Source organism: Phyllobacterium sp. SL163 (assembly GCF_049896885.1).
Lineage (GTDB): Bacteria > Pseudomonadota > Alphaproteobacteria > Rhizobiales > Rhizobiaceae > Phyllobacterium > Phyllobacterium calauticae.
In genome coordinates this window covers 35,080-49,574 of record NZ_JAFCVE010000004.1, presented here as the reverse complement: position 1 = coordinate 49,574, position 14,495 = coordinate 35,080, and the positions used below count along the sequence as shown (strand labels likewise).

The 14,495-nt window shown below is 58.9% G+C and carries 19 protein-coding genes; 12 read left to right on the top strand and 7 right to left on the bottom strand.

All coding sequences use genetic code 11. The features are described 5' to 3' along the window. Positions 1-2: 2 nt before the first annotated feature. Both ACP7B1_RS10040 and ACP7B1_RS10035 read right to left on the bottom strand, forming a co-directional pair. On the bottom strand, positions 3-659 hold the full coding sequence (locus ACP7B1_RS10040; RefSeq protein WP_346305040.1) for a hypothetical protein: 657 nt from the start codon (positions 657-659) through the stop codon (positions 3-5). Next, positions 659-1,306: a response regulator transcription factor gene (locus tag ACP7B1_RS10035; protein ID WP_288193163.1), complete on the bottom strand. Its 648-nt coding sequence runs from the start codon at positions 1,304-1,306 to the stop codon at positions 659-661. The genes ACP7B1_RS10040 and ACP7B1_RS10035 overlap by 1 nt, the downstream gene beginning before the upstream one ends. A gap of 189 nt (positions 1,307-1,495) precedes the next feature. Here ACP7B1_RS10035 and ACP7B1_RS10030 point away from each other — a divergent pair, with 189 nt between their 5' ends. From ACP7B1_RS10030 to ACP7B1_RS10015, 4 genes are all read left to right on the top strand, one after another. Next, positions 1,496-1,870, top strand: coding sequence for a hypothetical protein (locus tag ACP7B1_RS10030; protein ID WP_346305039.1), 375 nt, complete (start codon positions 1,496-1,498; stop codon positions 1,868-1,870). A gap of 110 nt (positions 1,871-1,980) precedes the next feature. Beyond that, positions 1,981-2,475 (top strand): hypothetical protein, encoded by a 495-nt coding sequence (locus ACP7B1_RS10025; protein ID WP_346305038.1) that lies wholly within the window; start codon positions 1,981-1,983, stop codon positions 2,473-2,475. Positions 2,476-2,566: 91 nt separating this feature from the next. Then, positions 2,567-3,196: a TetR family transcriptional regulator C-terminal domain-containing protein gene (locus ACP7B1_RS10020; RefSeq protein ID WP_426136902.1), complete on the top strand. Its 630-nt coding sequence runs from the start codon at positions 2,567-2,569 to the stop codon at positions 3,194-3,196. Between the two features lie 10 nt (positions 3,197-3,206). Then, on the top strand, positions 3,207-3,425 hold the full coding sequence (locus ACP7B1_RS10015; RefSeq protein ID WP_346305036.1) for a DUF1127 domain-containing protein: 219 nt from the start codon (positions 3,207-3,209) through the stop codon (positions 3,423-3,425). A 74-nt stretch (positions 3,426-3,499) separates the two neighbouring features. Here ACP7B1_RS10015 and ACP7B1_RS10010 read toward each other — a convergent pair whose 3' ends face one another. Next, the gene (locus ACP7B1_RS10010; RefSeq protein WP_346305035.1) at positions 3,500-4,141 is read right to left on the bottom strand and encodes a glutathione S-transferase family protein; all 642 of its coding nucleotides are present in this window, start codon (positions 4,139-4,141) and stop codon (positions 3,500-3,502) included. 313 nt (positions 4,142-4,454) lie between these two features. On the opposite strand from ACP7B1_RS10010, the gene ACP7B1_RS10005 reads away from it, so the two are divergent. After that, complete coding sequence (locus ACP7B1_RS10005) at positions 4,455-5,063, top strand: PadR family transcriptional regulator (protein ID WP_346305034.1); 609 nt, start codon at positions 4,455-4,457, stop codon at positions 5,061-5,063. Positions 5,064-5,120: 57 nt separating this feature from the next. Here ACP7B1_RS10005 and ftsZ read toward each other — a convergent pair whose 3' ends face one another. Then, on the bottom strand, positions 5,121-6,155 hold the full coding sequence (gene ftsZ, locus ACP7B1_RS10000; protein WP_223613037.1) for a cell division protein FtsZ: 1,035 nt from the start codon (positions 6,153-6,155) through the stop codon (positions 5,121-5,123). A 307-nt stretch (positions 6,156-6,462) separates the two neighbouring features. On the opposite strand from ftsZ, the gene ACP7B1_RS09995 reads away from it, so the two are divergent. From ACP7B1_RS09995 to sugE, 4 genes are all read left to right on the top strand, one after another. After that, positions 6,463-7,287, top strand: coding sequence for a mechanosensitive ion channel family protein (locus ACP7B1_RS09995; protein WP_346305215.1), 825 nt, complete (start codon positions 6,463-6,465; stop codon positions 7,285-7,287). A gap of 73 nt (positions 7,288-7,360) precedes the next feature. Then, positions 7,361-7,675 (top strand): PepSY domain-containing protein, encoded by a 315-nt coding sequence (locus ACP7B1_RS09990; RefSeq protein WP_223613039.1) that lies wholly within the window; start codon positions 7,361-7,363, stop codon positions 7,673-7,675. 221 nt (positions 7,676-7,896) lie between these two features. Continuing rightward, positions 7,897-8,646, top strand: a complete 750-nt coding sequence (locus ACP7B1_RS09985; RefSeq protein WP_346305216.1) for a F0F1 ATP synthase subunit A — start codon at positions 7,897-7,899, stop codon at positions 8,644-8,646. 28 nt (positions 8,647-8,674) lie between these two features. Further along, positions 8,675-8,992, top strand: coding sequence for a quaternary ammonium compound efflux SMR transporter SugE (gene sugE, locus ACP7B1_RS09980; protein ID WP_223613041.1), 318 nt, complete (start codon positions 8,675-8,677; stop codon positions 8,990-8,992). Here the strand turns inward: sugE and ACP7B1_RS09975 are convergent. Next, the gene (locus ACP7B1_RS09975) at positions 8,949-9,923 is read right to left on the bottom strand and encodes a DMT family transporter (protein WP_426136901.1); all 975 of its coding nucleotides are present in this window, start codon (positions 9,921-9,923) and stop codon (positions 8,949-8,951) included. The genes sugE and ACP7B1_RS09975 overlap by 44 nt on opposite strands. Before the next feature lie 63 nt (positions 9,924-9,986). On the opposite strand from ACP7B1_RS09975, the gene ACP7B1_RS09970 reads away from it, so the two are divergent. The 3 genes from ACP7B1_RS09970 to ACP7B1_RS09960 all read left to right on the top strand — a co-directional run bounded on the left by ACP7B1_RS09970 (position 9,987) and on the right by ACP7B1_RS09960 (position 12,778). Further along, entirely contained in the window at positions 9,987-10,868 is an 882-nt protein-coding gene (locus ACP7B1_RS09970) for a LysR substrate-binding domain-containing protein (RefSeq protein ID WP_346305218.1), read from the top strand. 72 nt (positions 10,869-10,940) lie between these two features. After that, the gene (locus ACP7B1_RS09965) at positions 10,941-11,783 is read left to right on the top strand and encodes an NAD(P)-dependent oxidoreductase (RefSeq protein ID WP_346305219.1); all 843 of its coding nucleotides are present in this window, start codon (positions 10,941-10,943) and stop codon (positions 11,781-11,783) included. Between the two features lie 146 nt (positions 11,784-11,929). After that, positions 11,930-12,778, top strand: a complete 849-nt coding sequence (locus ACP7B1_RS09960; protein ID WP_346305220.1) for a universal stress protein — start codon at positions 11,930-11,932, stop codon at positions 12,776-12,778. A 39-nt stretch (positions 12,779-12,817) separates the two neighbouring features. On the opposite strand, the gene ACP7B1_RS09955 is transcribed toward ACP7B1_RS09960, so the two are convergent. Both ACP7B1_RS09955 and ACP7B1_RS09950 read right to left on the bottom strand, forming a co-directional pair. Further along, positions 12,818-13,960 carry a PQQ-dependent sugar dehydrogenase gene (locus ACP7B1_RS09955; RefSeq protein ID WP_346305221.1) on the bottom strand — a complete coding sequence of 381 codons (1,143 nt, stop codon included), beginning with the start codon at positions 13,958-13,960 and terminating at the stop codon, positions 12,818-12,820. Positions 13,961-14,060: 100 nt separating this feature from the next. Continuing rightward, positions 14,061-14,471, bottom strand: a complete 411-nt coding sequence (locus ACP7B1_RS09950) for a DUF2147 domain-containing protein (protein WP_346305222.1) — start codon at positions 14,469-14,471, stop codon at positions 14,061-14,063. Positions 14,472-14,495 lie beyond the last annotated feature (24 nt).

Genomic DNA, 14,495 nt, shown 5'->3' with positions numbered 1-14,495 from the left:
GTTCAGTCAACCGGACGGATCGAGGTAACAAACCAAACCCATATCGTGTTGCGTGCGGGGACATAAGCTTTCGGAAGCTTGGAGAGTGGCCAGACAATGTAGAACGGGCCGCCATCATCGAGCGACAACGGTCTGAAATTCTGATCCTTGGTACAGGCCCCGCTTTGCTTGTCGGCATCGGTACAAGCTCTCTCAATTGCGATGATGGGCGCAAATTCAACAACTTCTTCCATCGTGACTTTTACAATGAAATTGTCGAATGCGGCAACTTCGAGATTGGCTTTGTCGCCGATTTTGTATTTCGCAATCATTTCCTGCAGGGAAGGGCCGCGAAAATGCACCTTTGCCCCGTTGGTCCAAGGCGTTTCCGTGACCAGATCATGCATGGGAAACTGCTGTCTCAGCTGCTCCTGGGTAAAGGTCCCCAGAGGCTTGCCTGCCGTGTCCTGCATTTGAATGACCGCAGGGTCGTCATTTGCGAATGCCGTGCCGTACCAGAGCGGCGAACCGATCCACAGTGCCGCGAAAAAGAATGCAAGATATTTCCAGGCGCGCGATGCGCCTTTGTCTTCGTTGGAGATGGCGGCAGGGAAGGGTTCTTCCGACACTGCCTTTGCCATCGATTCTTCAGTTTTTTTAATGTCCAGAGCCAACCCCATTATAACCCCTTTGGTAGGAGCCCGGTTTTTAAAAGCTTTGCGCGTGCTCGCTTGTAGTATTTTTCTGCCGATGCCGCGTCTATATCAAAGCGTTCCCCAAGCTGTTCATATATTTCCTTGCGGCTGATCCCCGACGGTCTTTGTCGCATCCAGCCGAGTATTTCCTGTTCACGCGGCGTGAGGCCGGAATGGTAAAATTCCGGTGGAGCCGTTGTTTCGTTGGACAACCTCACGCTGTAGCCCCGTTCTGCAACCTCCTGCAGAACGTCGACGAGGGCTCCTGGCCTTATATTGTTCTTGGCGAGGTAGCCAACCACGCCAAGTTTCTGACAATGCTCCCATTCTTCATCCGTATCGGAACCCGTGACGACAAAATGGATTGCGTCCGGTGAAAGATCGAGGATGACTTGTACAACGTCCAAGCGGTCGTCCTGCGATTTGGGGTCATAGCCGGGCATGCCGGGGTCAATGACCACAAGGTCGAACTGATGCGACTCCAGCAGATCCAGCGCAATGGTGACATTGGCCGCGCCGTGAACAATGGATGCCGGCAATGCTGCCTGCAATTCATGGATCAGGGCCAGCCTCATGAGGTGTTGATCTTCAATGACCAGCACATGTGTATGCTTGGACGTTTGTTCCGACATCGCTCTCACGCGTACCAACAGTTGCGCGCCACTCTGTTCAAATTACAGGAGTTGCGTCTACAGAGTAGTGCGATTTATGCAAAGCGCAAAATAGGGACAGGGTTGTCCCTATTTTTCTGGACATAACCGCATAGTGTTCCGACCGAAACGCGAAACGGTGCATTGAGTTGCATTGAGAGGGTATGCGGCGTGACTTTGGCTATCATTACCATCGATGGTGTCCGGGTTGATCCGACCGAAAGCGTTGCTTCGATTGCAACTGTGCTTGAATGGCACAGGCATTCCAGACGTGAATTGCAATGGATTGTCCGGACATGCACCGATCGTGCGGACTCCGAACAGGACAACGCATCGTCAGACCGGCGCCTGGCGGCGGCAACCGACGCGGAACATCGTGCGCGCGTTGCCATGTTGAGGTATCCGGCAAAAACGCTGGAAGAATTTGCGGCGAAGGCACAGCATATCTGTTCTCTTCTGCTGGAGGACGATGACAGTTTGGACAAGTACGAACTGTTTTCAATCCTGCAGAGGCTGATCGCACAACCACAGTCGGAATGCCAGTAAATCGAACCGGTACATGCGGTGAAATTCTGGTTCTGCACGCCTGACAGGACTTCGCATCGCATAGGAAAGCGCCTCCTCAAGTGCCTCCATTTTCGAGGGAATAGACCACTATGCCGAGCAATTGGGATAAATCCCAACCTATAGATGCCCATCCGGAAACCGCAAAACTGATCCAGGGTGCGGAAGCGGTCATTCAACAGGAGATCGGCCCGCTGGCCGCGCTCTGCGACGCGCTGCGCCTGCGTCTGGATTCCTACCACAGTGCCGCCAATGCGGCTGAGCGTCTCGAGCGATGGCGGCTTGCGGTCGTCCTGCACAGCGAGATCATGGAGGTCTGGAAATCGGCGTTTCTGAATGCGCGTGCCGCCGTCGACGCCTATCTCGCCAACTGTGATCTGAGCACTTTTTTCTCCTGCCGCGAAATTCTGGTGGCATCCCTGCATGGGCGCTGCAAGCCCTCCGTCGGCATTGCATTGTCGGTGATGCAATTTGAAAGCGAGCGCAACCTGCGCAGATTGGCAGATGCTTCGCCCGATATGGTGACGCACAACGAGCCGGTCGACCGGCGATTCCTTCGGGCGGCCGCCGCAGGCCGGCATCGGTAATTTTCGTCTTGTCGTTCAGAGAGTGCACAAGGCCTGCCGTCCGGCGGGCCTTTTTGCTTTTATGCGCATCGCGCGGCCGGGAATCGTCCGGATGTTTGACTTTACTAGACGACTGGTCTATTCTAGCGGCATGGGAAAGATCGACACACGCACCGTACTGATTGAGGAAGGGCTGAAAGCCCTGCTTTCACATGGCTATGAAGGGGCGGGCATCGGCCCCGTGCTCAAATCGGCTGGCGTGCCGAAGGGCTCGTTTTACCATTTCTTTGCCAGCAAGGAGGAATTTGCCTCCGCAGTCCTCGGCTTTTACACCGAGGGCAACCAGATCGTCCGGACGCGGATCCTGGGCGATGAAAGCCAGACGCCGCTTAAACGCCTGCGTGCCTATTTCGAATATTACGAGCAGGAATTCGCCCGGGAGAATCCGATCGGCGGCTGCCTGCTCGGCAATCTCGCCCAATCGATTGCCGCCCACAGCGACGTCCTCAGGCAGGAACTGCACCGGGCCTTCGCCGCGTGGCAACGCGATTTCCAGACGGTTCTGCGGCAGGCGCGCGCGCAGGGCGAATTGCCCGCGCATCTCGATCCCGACGAGACGGCAGCCTTTCTGATCGATGCCTATGAAGGGGCGCTGATCCGTATGAAGACGGAAGGCAGCATCGCACCGCTCAAGCGGTTCACGACCATGACGCTCGATTGCTTGCTCACAAACCATCCATAGGAGATTTATTATGTCCCATATAGAGACGACTGGTCTACTACAAAGACACAGCGGTAACGCGTTTGCGGTATTCGTCAAAACCGCTGCGATGGCAATCTGGAACATCTATCTGCGTTATCGCGGAGAACGGGCGGGCGATCCGCGGGTCAGCAAGCTCAGTGATCATCTGCTCGATGATATCGGCATAACGCGGGAGGAAGCCCGGGAAATTGATCGCCGCCGCCGCTGATTGGACCGTAGCCTCGACATCGACACGCGGTACACCGCCCGCGCGAATCCCTTCCATGGATTCACGACTTGGCTCTACAACGTCGGTGATCGCTCCGCCCAAGCTTTGGTGGCTTGGCAGATATCCATCGCTCGGGCGTATGCGGGGCGTGCCGTCGTGCGGGCGAGATAGGCACGCTCGACCGAACCTGGGATATAGTTGCCGGTACGCAGACCAAACAAAAGAGCGTAGCTCACTGAAATGTCAGCAGCGGTGAATTGATCTCCGGCGAGAAACGGATGATCTGCGAGACGCCGGATGACCAATCCGAGCCGACTGTGAAAGGTCTCCAGTGCCCAGCGTGTAACCCTGGCATTTCGCTCTGCTTCGGGCGCAAGCGCACGACCAACGAAGACGGCATTCATTGGTTCAGCGAGCCCAGCCTCTCCCAGATGGAGGAATTGCAGATAGGCGGCGAAAGCCGGATCATCCGGCGCGACGGCGAGCGGGCTCGGGCCGTGGCGGGCGAGCAGGTATTCGAGGATCGCGATCGATTCGACCATGATCGTCTCGCCGTCCTGTAGCGCCGGGATAAAGCCGGCGGGGTTGATGGCAAGAAAATCGGGATCATTCCCGACAGCGAGCAGATCGACCGGGCGCAGCCGATACGCCAATCCCAATTCCTCGAGCAGCCAAACGACACGGAACCCACGACCTTCGCCATAGACGGTGAGCATGCTTGAGCGTCCTTACATTGGCTTACGTGCTTCATTCGCAGGAGCGAGATTTCCGCATATACTGCTATCGCCCGGCCACGATATGCGCAAGGCGCGTCACATAGGCGGCATCAGGCGGCGCCGGTCCTCCATTCACGACCGAGCCTGTTTTCGCGGTTTCCGGGTCATTTTGCCGGTTCGCACTGCAATTTTTTCCTCAGCACAATCATGCACCTAGCCCTTCCAACGGAGCAAGCACCCGATGCATATTGAAGTTTGTATTTACAGATAGACTCAAAAGATATATCGTTTGTGCATGAAAGGAGAATTTGCAATGTTTGGAAATTGTCATCACGAACGGCACGAACGCGATGAGCGTTTTGTCATATACGGCATGGGACGCGGTTTTGGCCGCCACGGCGGCGGTCACGATGGACCCGGCGGCGGCGGACGTTTCGGCCGCAGGGGCGGCGGAGGCAGGGTGTTCGCATCGGGCGACCTGCGTCTGGTTCTGCTGGCGCTGGTCGCCGAGCGGCCACGCCATGGCTATGAGCTGATCAAGGACATCGAAGAGCTGTTCGGCGGCGCCTATGCGCCGAGCCCCGGTTCTGTCTATCCGTCCCTGACTTTCCTCGAGGAAATAGGGCAGGTAACGGCAGCGGCGAGCGAAGGCTCGAAAAAGCTGTATACCATCACGGCGGAGGGGCTTGCCTATCTCGCCGAGAACAAGAACCTGGTGGATGCGGTCCGCACGCGGATGGGCATGGTTGCCCGTTCCATGGCCGGACAGCGCGCACCGGAGGCCATCGCCCACGCGATGGACACGCTGCGCACCGCGCTCCACCTGCACAGTCACGGCTGGGATGCGGAGGAGGCGGACCGGGTTCGCAAGATTCTTGAGCAGGCAGCGCTGGATATAGAATCAGGCAAGAAAAAAGACTGATGTCTAAACCCATACGGCGCCGGAAGCGGCGCCGTATGGGATTTCATGCAAGGGAATTCAGGCCTGGCGTCTTGTCATCGACAGGACGGAGCCGGGTGTGCCTGCATCAGACAATGCGGCAGCGCGGGCAACATCGATGCCGGTTGCAACCACCGATACCCGGAATACGCCTTCCAGCGCATCGTCAAAGGTCGCGCCGAGAATGATGTTGGCCTGATCGTCGACTTCTTCGCGGATACGGGTTGCGGCTTCATCGACCTCAAACAGGGTCATGTCGCGTCCGCCGGAAATCGATACCAGGACGCCCTTGGCACCCTTCATCGATTCCACGTCGAGAAGCGGATTGGCGATTGCAGCTTCGGCGGCTGCCTGTGCGCGGCCTTCGCCGGTGCCTTCGCCCGTTCCCATCATGGCGCGGCCCATGTCGCGCATGACCGAGCGCACGTCGGCAAAATCCAGATTGATCAGGCCTTCGCGGACCATCAGATCCGTGATGCAGGCAACACCGGAATAGAGAACGCGGTCGGCCGTGGCAAAGGCATCGGCAAAGGTTGTGGACGCATTGGCGACGCGGAAAAGGTTCTGATTGGGGATCACGATCAGCGTATCGGCGCTGTCGCGCAGTTCTTCCAGACCTTCTTCAGCCATGCGCATGCGGCGCGTGCCTTCGAACGAGAATGGCTTTGTCACGACGCCAACCGTCAGGATGCCGGCCGAGCGGGCTGCGCGGGCAATGACCGGCGCTGCGCCGGTGCCGGTGCCGCCGCCCATGCCTGCCGTTACGAAGCACATGTGCGTGCCGGCAAGATGATCCATGATTTCATCGATGCTTTCTTCCGCAGCAGCCCGTCCGATTTCCGGATGGGAGCCTGCGCCAAGCCCCTGCGTCACATTGGCGCCGAGCTGGATCAGCCGGCTTGCCTTGGACATGGCCAGTGCCTGGGCATCCGTATTGGCCACAATGAACTGCGTACCCTGCAGGTTTTCACGGATCATGTTGTTAACCGCATTGCCGCCGCCGCCGCCGACACCGAACACGGTGATATTCGGCTTCATCTCGGAAATTTCCGGCTTCTTGAGGTTAATTGACATCGTGCAATCCTTATTCCCGGCCGATGGTCTGTATCGGCGTGCAGGTACGTAATGTTATGACGGAGCTCACTCGGAGAATCAAAGCCTCTCCGTACCCCAATGTCCGGCAAAGAATCAGACAGCGGGTTTCGGCGCAAGCCCTGAAATGGCATATCGCCCGGATGGGTTGTCAAAAGTATGTCCGGAACGACGGGCGGAAGGACATCGCGGATGCAATGTCCTTGAGATTGACGCAATAGTTCACGAAGGAACCGTCCCAACACTCTGATATTTCCCACCCACAGTTTCTGATCAGGAGAATTGGCCTATGGAACTTGATCCCCAAAACGCTGTCACCGCCATACAGACCGGTATTCATCAGGCAAGCGCGCTTGTTGTCACCTATTCGTTCTCGGTCCTTGGCGCCATATTGCTGCTGGTGATCGGCTACATCGTTGCCGGACTGGTGGAACGCTGGCTTTATGCCGGATTGGGGAAGGTCGGCGGCTTCGACCTGACACTGCGCCGCTTCTTTTCAAAAATCGCCCGCTATGCGGTTTTGGGACTGGTGGCGGTCATGGTGCTCGGCCAGTTCGGCATTCAGACCGCGTCGGTCATTGCCGCCATCGGCGCTGTCGGCCTGGCCATTGGCCTTGCCCTGCAGGGGACCCTGCAGAATATCGCGGCCGGCATCATGCTCCTGGCCTTGCGGCCTCTGCGTATCGGGGAATATGTCGAAGTCGGCAGCATTTCCGGTACGGTGGAGGAAATCGGGCTGTTTGCCACGCGCTTGCGGGCTGCGGACGGCGTCTATGTCCTTGCGCCCAATTCAACCCTTTGGACCCAGCCCGTCAAAAACTACACGCGCAACGGTGTCCGCCGCAATGACATTACACTCGGGGCCGATCATGGCGAGGATATCGACCGGATACGCAAGAACCTGGTGGCGCTGACCGCCAATGACAAGCGCATTTTGCGGGATCCGGCCCCGCAGGTCTTCGCCTCGGATCTCACGGATGAATCCATCGCCATCACCCTGCGATACTGGACATCGGCCAGCGACTTCGCTGCGGTGAAAGCCGATTTGACCATGGGAACGGGAGAACTCTTCTACGACAAGAAGCCGGCAGATCAGCAAGCCTCGGGCATTTGAACGGAACAACATCCCTCGCTTGGCGTTTCCCTTGGTGACCATGCATTTTAACAATGTTCTTTGGGAGGCTATCATGTTTAAACATTTTGCTATTGCAGCCATTGCGGCGGTGACAGTCCTGTCGGCGGCCCCGTCTTTCGCTCAATCACTCGAAATCGGGCCGGGCGGTGTGCGTCTTGTCGAACCGGGTGCCGAGCGGCCCATGCGGCGCGGCATGGATATCAGCGAGCGTGAAGCAGTACGGATCGCCCGCGCCGAAGGTTTGCGCAACGTGGATAATATAGACCGGACGAGGTCCCGTTTCATCGTGGAGGGGACAGATCGGCGCGGCAATGATGTTCGCGTCAGCGTCGACCGGCGCACGGGCGAGGTGATTTCCGTCGACTAGCCGGCCCTTCGATCTGCATCTGACGATTTGTTGACTTGAATTGCTGCGGATTGGCGGCTAGGACAGCCATGCACAGGACGACCTGTGTCATGGTTGCGCATGGGGACGGCCCCGTTATCTCGATTGAAGGAGATGATGGTGTCCCACACCGGACTGAATTTTTCCTGTTTGACCGTCGCCGTTCCAGCCAGCTCTCATCGTCAGACCGGGCGAGGTCTGTGATGGCTGGCCCTATCGAACAATTCGAAATCAAGCCGCTCGTCCGCCTGGCCGAGATCGCGGGCCATGAGATCAGCTTCACCAACGCGTCCGCCTATATGGTCCTGACCGTTGCTGTTTCCAGTGCGTTCCTGATGATGTCCATACGCAAACGCAGGCTCAATCCGGGACGTCTGCAGTCCACGGCGGAGATGCTGTACGAGTTCGTCGCCGGCCTGCTTCGGCAAAATGCGGGTGAACAGGGGATGCGGTTCTTTCCGTTTGTCTTCTCGCTGTTCATCTTCATCCTCGTGGCAAACCTGATCGGCATGTTTCCCTATGCCTTTACGGTAACCAGCCAGATCATTGTCACCTTTGCCCTGGCAATTCTCGTTTTCCTCACGGTCACCATTTACGGCTTCCGGCGGCACGGTTTGAAATTCCTGAGGCTGTTCATGCCGGCCGGCGTGCCGGTTGTGCTCGCACCGGTGATTATCCCCATCGAGATCATCTCATACCTGTCACGCCCGCTCAGTCATTCCGTGCGCCTGTTTGCGGTGATGCTGGCAGGGCACATCACCCTGAAAGTGTTTTCCGGCTTTGTGGCTGATCTGGTTGATGCGGGCGGCGTCGGACTTCTGGCCGCCGTTCTGCCGCTGGCCATGGCCGTCGCCCTGACCGGACTTGAACTGCTGATGTCTTTCATTCAGGCCTACGTCTTCGCGATGCTGACATGCATGTATCTGAACGATGCGCTTCATCCCGGCCACTGAAACCAATACCCCTGTGAAAGGAACGATCATGGCATGGATCTATCTTGCTCTTGCTGGCCTGTTTGAGGTGATTTGGGCTTCCACAATGAAACAGTCCGACGGTTTCACGCGGCTTGTGCCGAGTGTGATCACCATCGTCACGATGATCATCAGCTTTGGCTTGCTCGCCGTGGCGATGAAATCCCTGCCGCTCGGCACCGCCTACGCCATCTGGACCGGTATCGGCGCGGTCGGCGCATTCCTCGTCGGCATATTCTTCCTCGGTGAAGCGGTCACGCTTTTCCGGCTTGCAAGCGTCGGCTTCATCGTTGCGGGACTGATTGGTCTGAAACTATCGACGCTGTAGGCAATGGTGCGGTATCGGTCGCCGGCGTTTCGGTGCGGACGTCAACCGGTGTCTGCACTGTCTTGCCGCGCATGTTCACGATTACAACCCCGGCCAGGATGAGCATGCCGCCAAGGACCGTGCTCATTTTCGGCGGTTCGCCGGCAATGAGCCAGGCGATCAGCATGGCGATGGGGGCAATGAGGTAGAGAAAGTTTCCGGCCCGGGCGACGCCGAACGTGCCGAGCGCATAGGCCCAGCAAACCAGGCCGATTGCGGTGGGAAAAATGCCGAGGAAGCCGATCCAGCCCTGCACGGCAAGCGATGCATCGCCGGTTTGCGCTATGGCCTGCGACAGCCATGGCGAAAGCGCGAGCGCAGCTGATACAAACATGATGGCCGCCACATGCAGGGCACCATAGCGCGAAACCAGCTGGCGCTGCACCGTGAAGCCCGTTGCCGAGCACAAGGCAGCGCCGAGTACAAAGGCGGCACCTGAGTTCAGGGTCAGCCCGCCAGCCTGTGCGCTGGCTATCAAGCCAATGCCGATAATACACAACAGGGTTCCGCCCCAGGCAATGGGCGGAAACCGCTCCTTCAGGAGCACGACGGCGAATGTCGCCATCCAGAGCGATTCAGTCTTGATGAGGAAACTTGCTGCGCCCGCCGCTACGGTTTGCTGTCCAATATTCAGCAGAACGCTGTAACCGGCGCCGCCCACAATGCCACAGCCGGCACAGAGCAGGAAATGAGGCAGCGGCATGCGGGCAGGGCGCTTCCAGACCAGCCATATCGCGGCCAGCAGTGCGGCGATGGCATAGCGGATCGATGCGAGTGGCAAGGGCTCCAGTTGTGTGAGCGCAAGCTTGATTGCGGGAAAAGCTGTCGCCCAGACGAGAATGGTCGTGGAGATAGCCAGGATCGGTAAAAGTGTGGGGCGGGATGAGGTCATGCGGAGACTGTAAAACACGTTCCAGACTTGACATAGAGTGCTGATATGGCGTGAGCTGTGAGAATGAAGCACAGCTCGGATCTCCCGTCCTTCGATGCCATACAGGCGGTTCTGTCGTCCAATCGCACCGGCTCGTTCTCCGGCGCTGCCGATGAACTCGATTTGACGCATGGAGCTATCAGCCGGCGCGTCGCCATTGTCGAGGCCTGGGCCGGGACGGCATTGTTCGAACGGCACGGGCGCGGGGTTCGCCTGACGATCGAAGGGCAACGGCTTGTGCGGTTGTTCGAGCAGGCGCTTGACCTGATCGATAGCGGGGCGGCTGAATGGCGGGAGAACCGCCAGCCCGAAACCGTCAGGATCAGCGTCCTGCCGTCCTTCGCGCGGCTGTGGATTTTGCCGAACCTTGCCAAACTGGAGGGCTCTCCACCCGATCTGCGGATCGAACTGGAGCTTGACCGACGATATGCGCCGCTCGGCGAGGTTGACGTGGCGATACGCTATGGCCGCGGTGACTGGAGCGATGGTGTGGCCATGCCGCTCTTCGACGAAGTCCTCCTTCCCGTCGCATCGCCCGAGCTGGCCCTCGTCTTGGGAGATGAACCTGAGCCGGGCGATATTCTCCGCCATCCTCTTATTCACGACGCTTATCCCGATGCGTGGCGTATTTGGCTGGCCGAGCGCGGGCACCGGTATCGCCCGCGTCCGCAGGATCGCCGCTATCCGGACTATGATCTGGGTTTGCATGCGGCGGCTGCGGGAAGCGGTGTGGCCCTCCTACGCGCGCCCTATGGCGAGATATTTGTCCAAAACGGCAGCCTTGTGCCGATTTCCGGCGCTCCGGTAGCCAGCCAATTGAAATTCCATGCCATCACAGAACGGGGGAGCCCACGGCGTGCCGTCCGCACACTGCTGGAGCGCATCCGAGGGCTTTCGGCCTCTTGATTGAGCCGTTGACAATCGAACGGCGCTTGGCGAGGCTTGGTCGGAGTGTTCAGATCATTTGAGGATGAACTCATGCCGACAACCATCGCCATCATCGGAGCCGGGGCCATGGGCAGCGCCGTCGGGCAACGCCTGATACAGGGCGGAGCCCGCGTCCTTTCCTTTACCGAAGGGCGAAGCCAGCGGACACTGGACCGCGTCCGGGCGGCGGGCATTGAACCGGCAGCCATCGCCGATATCGCAAGGGCCGATCTGATATTTTCCATTGTTCCTCCGGCGGAAGCGGTCGGCGTCGCGCACGGGTTCGCAACGGTTTTGTCGGCAGCGGGTGCCAAAGGCACGTTCATCGATTTCAACGCGATCAATCCGCATTCGATGCGCGAAGTCGCATCAGTTCTGTCCGGGACAGGGTGGGATATACTCGATGGCGCTATTATCGGCCTGCCGCCGAAACCCGATAATGCAGGACCGAAATTCTATGTGAGCGGCGGTGACGAGGGGATTGTCAACCGTCTCAAGGCGCTCGGCTTGCGGACCCACCGCGTCGACGGTTCGATCGGTGCAGCCTCCGCCCTGAAGATGGTCTATGCCGGCATCAACAAGGGACTGGTCGGGCTTGGAACGACCATGCTGCTGGCCGCAGCCGGATCGGGTTCCGCGGCAAGCCTGCACGCCGAGATGGCGGAGAGCATGCCGGAGCTTCTCGCCCGTTTTCAACGCTCAATACCCGATATGTACCCTAAGGCCTATCGATGGGTTGCCGAGATGGAAGAGATTGCCGAGTTCCTTGGACCTGACGATCCCGGCGCAGCGCTTTTCCACGCCATGGCTGAGGTTTTTACCAGGATGGCCGGTGATCAGAACGGCGATGGATGTCTCGCTTCAACACTGGATGGTGTGCTTGCCGGGAAGTAAGCCGCAAGGCGAATGACACCTGACAGGCAGGTGGTCAAGCATTTCAACCATATCGACAATTTAACACGCCGCACGCCCCATGATGGGTGACAAATGGAAATCCCGATACCATATCTTGAGAAGGACATGGTTCAAGGAGTATTCCGATGCTTTCCGTGTGGCGTGATATCGTCGTTTTCCTGGATGCCTCTCTCCCCGGCGAGAAAGTTGGTGCGCACGCGGCGCGCCTCGCCAAGAAGCATGGGGCTTATCTCGTCGGTGTTTACGGTTTGACGCGGGCCGCCTACGGCTCGGCATCCGAAAATTTTGCGCGCGGGTCGGAAGCAATCCGACAGGTGATCGTTCGCCAAAGAAGCGCTGACGAGAACAAACTGATCAGGTCGGGCCGGCACTTCGCCCGGATAACCGAAGCCGAGGGCGTCGGTTCCGAGTTTCGTGTTGCATGGCAGGACAGGCTTGATGACCAGAACATGGTCCGAGGCCTGAATGCGGACCTCATCGTTGCCGCACAACCGCCGCTGGGTGATCTTCCGATGAGCTGGTCGGCCGAACAATTGCTCCTTGCAACGGGAATTCCCGTTCTGGTTGTTCCGCGGGAGTGGGATGGAGGGACTATCGGTGACAAGGTGGTTATCGCCTGGAATGGCAGCCGGGAGGCGCGCCGGGCGGTTTACGATGCCATGCCGTTTATCGTGACGGCAAAGCAGGTCACGATACTGGTCATCGAAAACGGTCGCGCTGCGGCCGATTGCAATCATGAGCCGGGCGCGGATCTCCTGAGCCATCTGGCTAAGCACGATGTGCCGGCGACCGTTCTCGTCGTTTCGTCAAATGAACCGGTTGCTCACGCGATTGTGCGGGAAGCCCGTGGGGTAGGGGCAAATCTGCTGGTCATCGGCGCCTATAGTCACCCGCGGTCCACCGAAATCCTGTTTGGCGGCGTGACGCGATCGCTGTTGTCCAACACCGAACTGCCGATGCTCATATCGCGGTGAGCATTGCGTCAAAGCAACGGCACTGACGATGCCATGCTCCTATTTCGGCGTCAGCCGCAGCAGGCGGCCGTTGCTTTCGTCTTCGATCAGCCAAAGCGCGCCGTCCGGTGCCACGGCGACATCGCGGATGCGATGGCCAAGCACCCATCGGTCCGCTTCCCGGGCGCCGCCATCGGCGTCGAAGCTGATCCGCACGAAGCCCTTCTCGACCAATCCGCCGATAAAGGCCGAGCCTTTCCATTGCGGGAAGAGGTCGCCCTGGTAAAATGCAAGACCGGCGGGAGCGATGACCGGCGTCCAGTAGACAAGAGGCGCTTCGAATTCCGGACGGGTATCATGGCGCGGAATGGGTGTCCCATTGTAATTGTCGCCGTTGGAGACAATCGGCCAGCCGTAATTCCGTCCCGGCTTCAGGAGGTTGAGTTCATCGCCGCCCTTCGGACCCATTTCATCCAGCCAGAGCCTGCCCTTGGCATCAAAGGCAAGGCCGTAGGGGTTGCGATGCCCGAGGGTCCAGATCTGTGCTCTGATACCGCCTTGCTTGGCCCAGGGATTGTCGGGAGGGGTCGATCCGTCGAGATTGAGGCGCAGCACTTTTCCCAGCGCCTGATCGGGGTCTTGGGCGGTGTCTGGCCGCATGCGATCCCCCGATGTGAGGAACAGGTGCCGACCGTCAGGGGAGAACGCGACGATTCCGCCGGGCTGGCCGCCGCTGCCCTTCGGCATCTGCCGCCAGATGACCTCCAGCCCCTTCAATGCGGCGGTCTTTCCGGTCAGCGAGAGTTCGGCGCGGGCGAGGGCGAGACTGCTGCCGCCAGCCCCCGGTTCCACGTAGGTCAGGTAAATGACGGGTTTCTTTGCAAAATCCGGCGCGACCGCCACGTCGAGCAGGCCGTTCTGGCCACTATAGGCCACCTTGGGAACGCCGCTAATCTCCGTCTTGCTTCCCTCGCGGGTAACCAGAAAAAGCCGGCCGGGCTTTTCCGTAACAAGCATGCGGCTATCGGGGAGGAAGGCTATGGCCCACGGCGTATCAAAACGTGCAACGGTCGTTGCCGTGAAAGGGGTGGTGGTGCTCGGTACATTCCTGCCCGCATTGACGGATGGGGCAGCCCATGCAATCGGGCTTGAACCGGCAATGCCAAGGATTGCAAGGACGACAGCTGCAGCACGACGACTCATGAAAGCCCTCCAGTGAATGCCGGTTAATGCCTCACGTTGCACATAGGTGTGCTGTCGGCGGCATGCAAGCGCTGGCCAGCGGATAGAGGTTGGCGGCGGCTCAGTCGGCGCGGCGCCAGACCGAGACCTTGCAGATCAATCCGCCAAGGACGCAGCCGGACAGTTCTATGCCCTGGTCCGAAACCTTTGCCTTGCCCGTATAGGTCTGGCCATTTTCGGTGTTGTAGAGGGTTCCGGAATAGGTTCCTACGCCGTTTGGCTTCAACGTTACGGCCTGAATGCCGACAACAGGCCGGTTGCGCTTGGACGCATCGGGGTTTTTCACATCGTTTACGGGCGCGCTCATCCAGACGACCGTGCCGCAAATCCCGGCGCCGCAGTCACTCAGCCGAACCTTCGTGCGGCCGGTATCATTGACATAGGTTCCGGCGATATCCTGTGTCTCGGCGACGGACTGGCCAGTCAGCGCCGCAAGGAAAAGACACGAGAAAATAGCGTTTCGCACAGTCATCAATGGGTATCTCCTGGCCATCAC

Coding starts and splice junctions, on each gene's coding strand:
- ACP7B1_RS10005 (WP_346305034.1), top strand. CDS start 4,455: ATGTTTGGAAATTGTCATCACGAACGGCACGAACGCGATGAGCGTTTT.
- ACP7B1_RS10015 (WP_346305036.1), top strand. CDS start 3,207: ATGTCCCATATAGAGACGACTGGTCTACTACAAAGACACAGCGGTAAC.
- ACP7B1_RS09990 (WP_223613039.1), top strand. CDS start 7,361: ATGTTTAAACATTTTGCTATTGCAGCCATTGCGGCGGTGACAGTCCTG.
- ACP7B1_RS10025 (WP_346305038.1), top strand. CDS start 1,981: ATGCCGAGCAATTGGGATAAATCCCAACCTATAGATGCCCATCCGGAA.
- ACP7B1_RS09960 (WP_346305220.1), top strand. CDS start 11,930: ATGCTTTCCGTGTGGCGTGATATCGTCGTTTTCCTGGATGCCTCTCTC.
- ACP7B1_RS09985 (WP_346305216.1), top strand. CDS start 7,897: ATGGCTGGCCCTATCGAACAATTCGAAATCAAGCCGCTCGTCCGCCTG.
- ftsZ (WP_223613037.1), bottom strand. CDS start 6,155: ATGTCAATTAACCTCAAGAAGCCGGAAATTTCCGAGATGAAGCCGAAT.
- ACP7B1_RS09970 (WP_346305218.1), top strand. CDS start 9,987: ATGAAGCACAGCTCGGATCTCCCGTCCTTCGATGCCATACAGGCGGTT.
- sugE (WP_223613041.1), top strand. CDS start 8,675: ATGGCATGGATCTATCTTGCTCTTGCTGGCCTGTTTGAGGTGATTTGG.
- ACP7B1_RS10035 (WP_288193163.1), bottom strand. CDS start 1,306: ATGTCGGAACAAACGTCCAAGCATACACATGTGCTGGTCATTGAAGAT.
- ACP7B1_RS09965 (WP_346305219.1), top strand. CDS start 10,941: ATGCCGACAACCATCGCCATCATCGGAGCCGGGGCCATGGGCAGCGCC.
- ACP7B1_RS10040 (WP_346305040.1), bottom strand. CDS start 659: ATGGGGTTGGCTCTGGACATTAAAAAAACTGAAGAATCGATGGCAAAG.
- ACP7B1_RS09950 (WP_346305222.1), bottom strand. CDS start 14,471: ATGACTGTGCGAAACGCTATTTTCTCGTGTCTTTTCCTTGCGGCGCTG.
- ACP7B1_RS09995 (WP_346305215.1), top strand. CDS start 6,463: ATGGAACTTGATCCCCAAAACGCTGTCACCGCCATACAGACCGGTATT.
- ACP7B1_RS09955 (WP_346305221.1), bottom strand. CDS start 13,960: ATGAGTCGTCGTGCTGCAGCTGTCGTCCTTGCAATCCTTGGCATTGCC.
- ACP7B1_RS09975 (WP_426136901.1), bottom strand. CDS start 9,923: ATGACCTCATCCCGCCCCACACTTTTACCGATCCTGGCTATCTCCACG.
- ACP7B1_RS10010 (WP_346305035.1), bottom strand. CDS start 4,141: ATGCTCACCGTCTATGGCGAAGGTCGTGGGTTCCGTGTCGTTTGGCTG.
- ACP7B1_RS10020 (WP_426136902.1), top strand. CDS start 2,567: ATGTTTGACTTTACTAGACGACTGGTCTATTCTAGCGGCATGGGAAAG.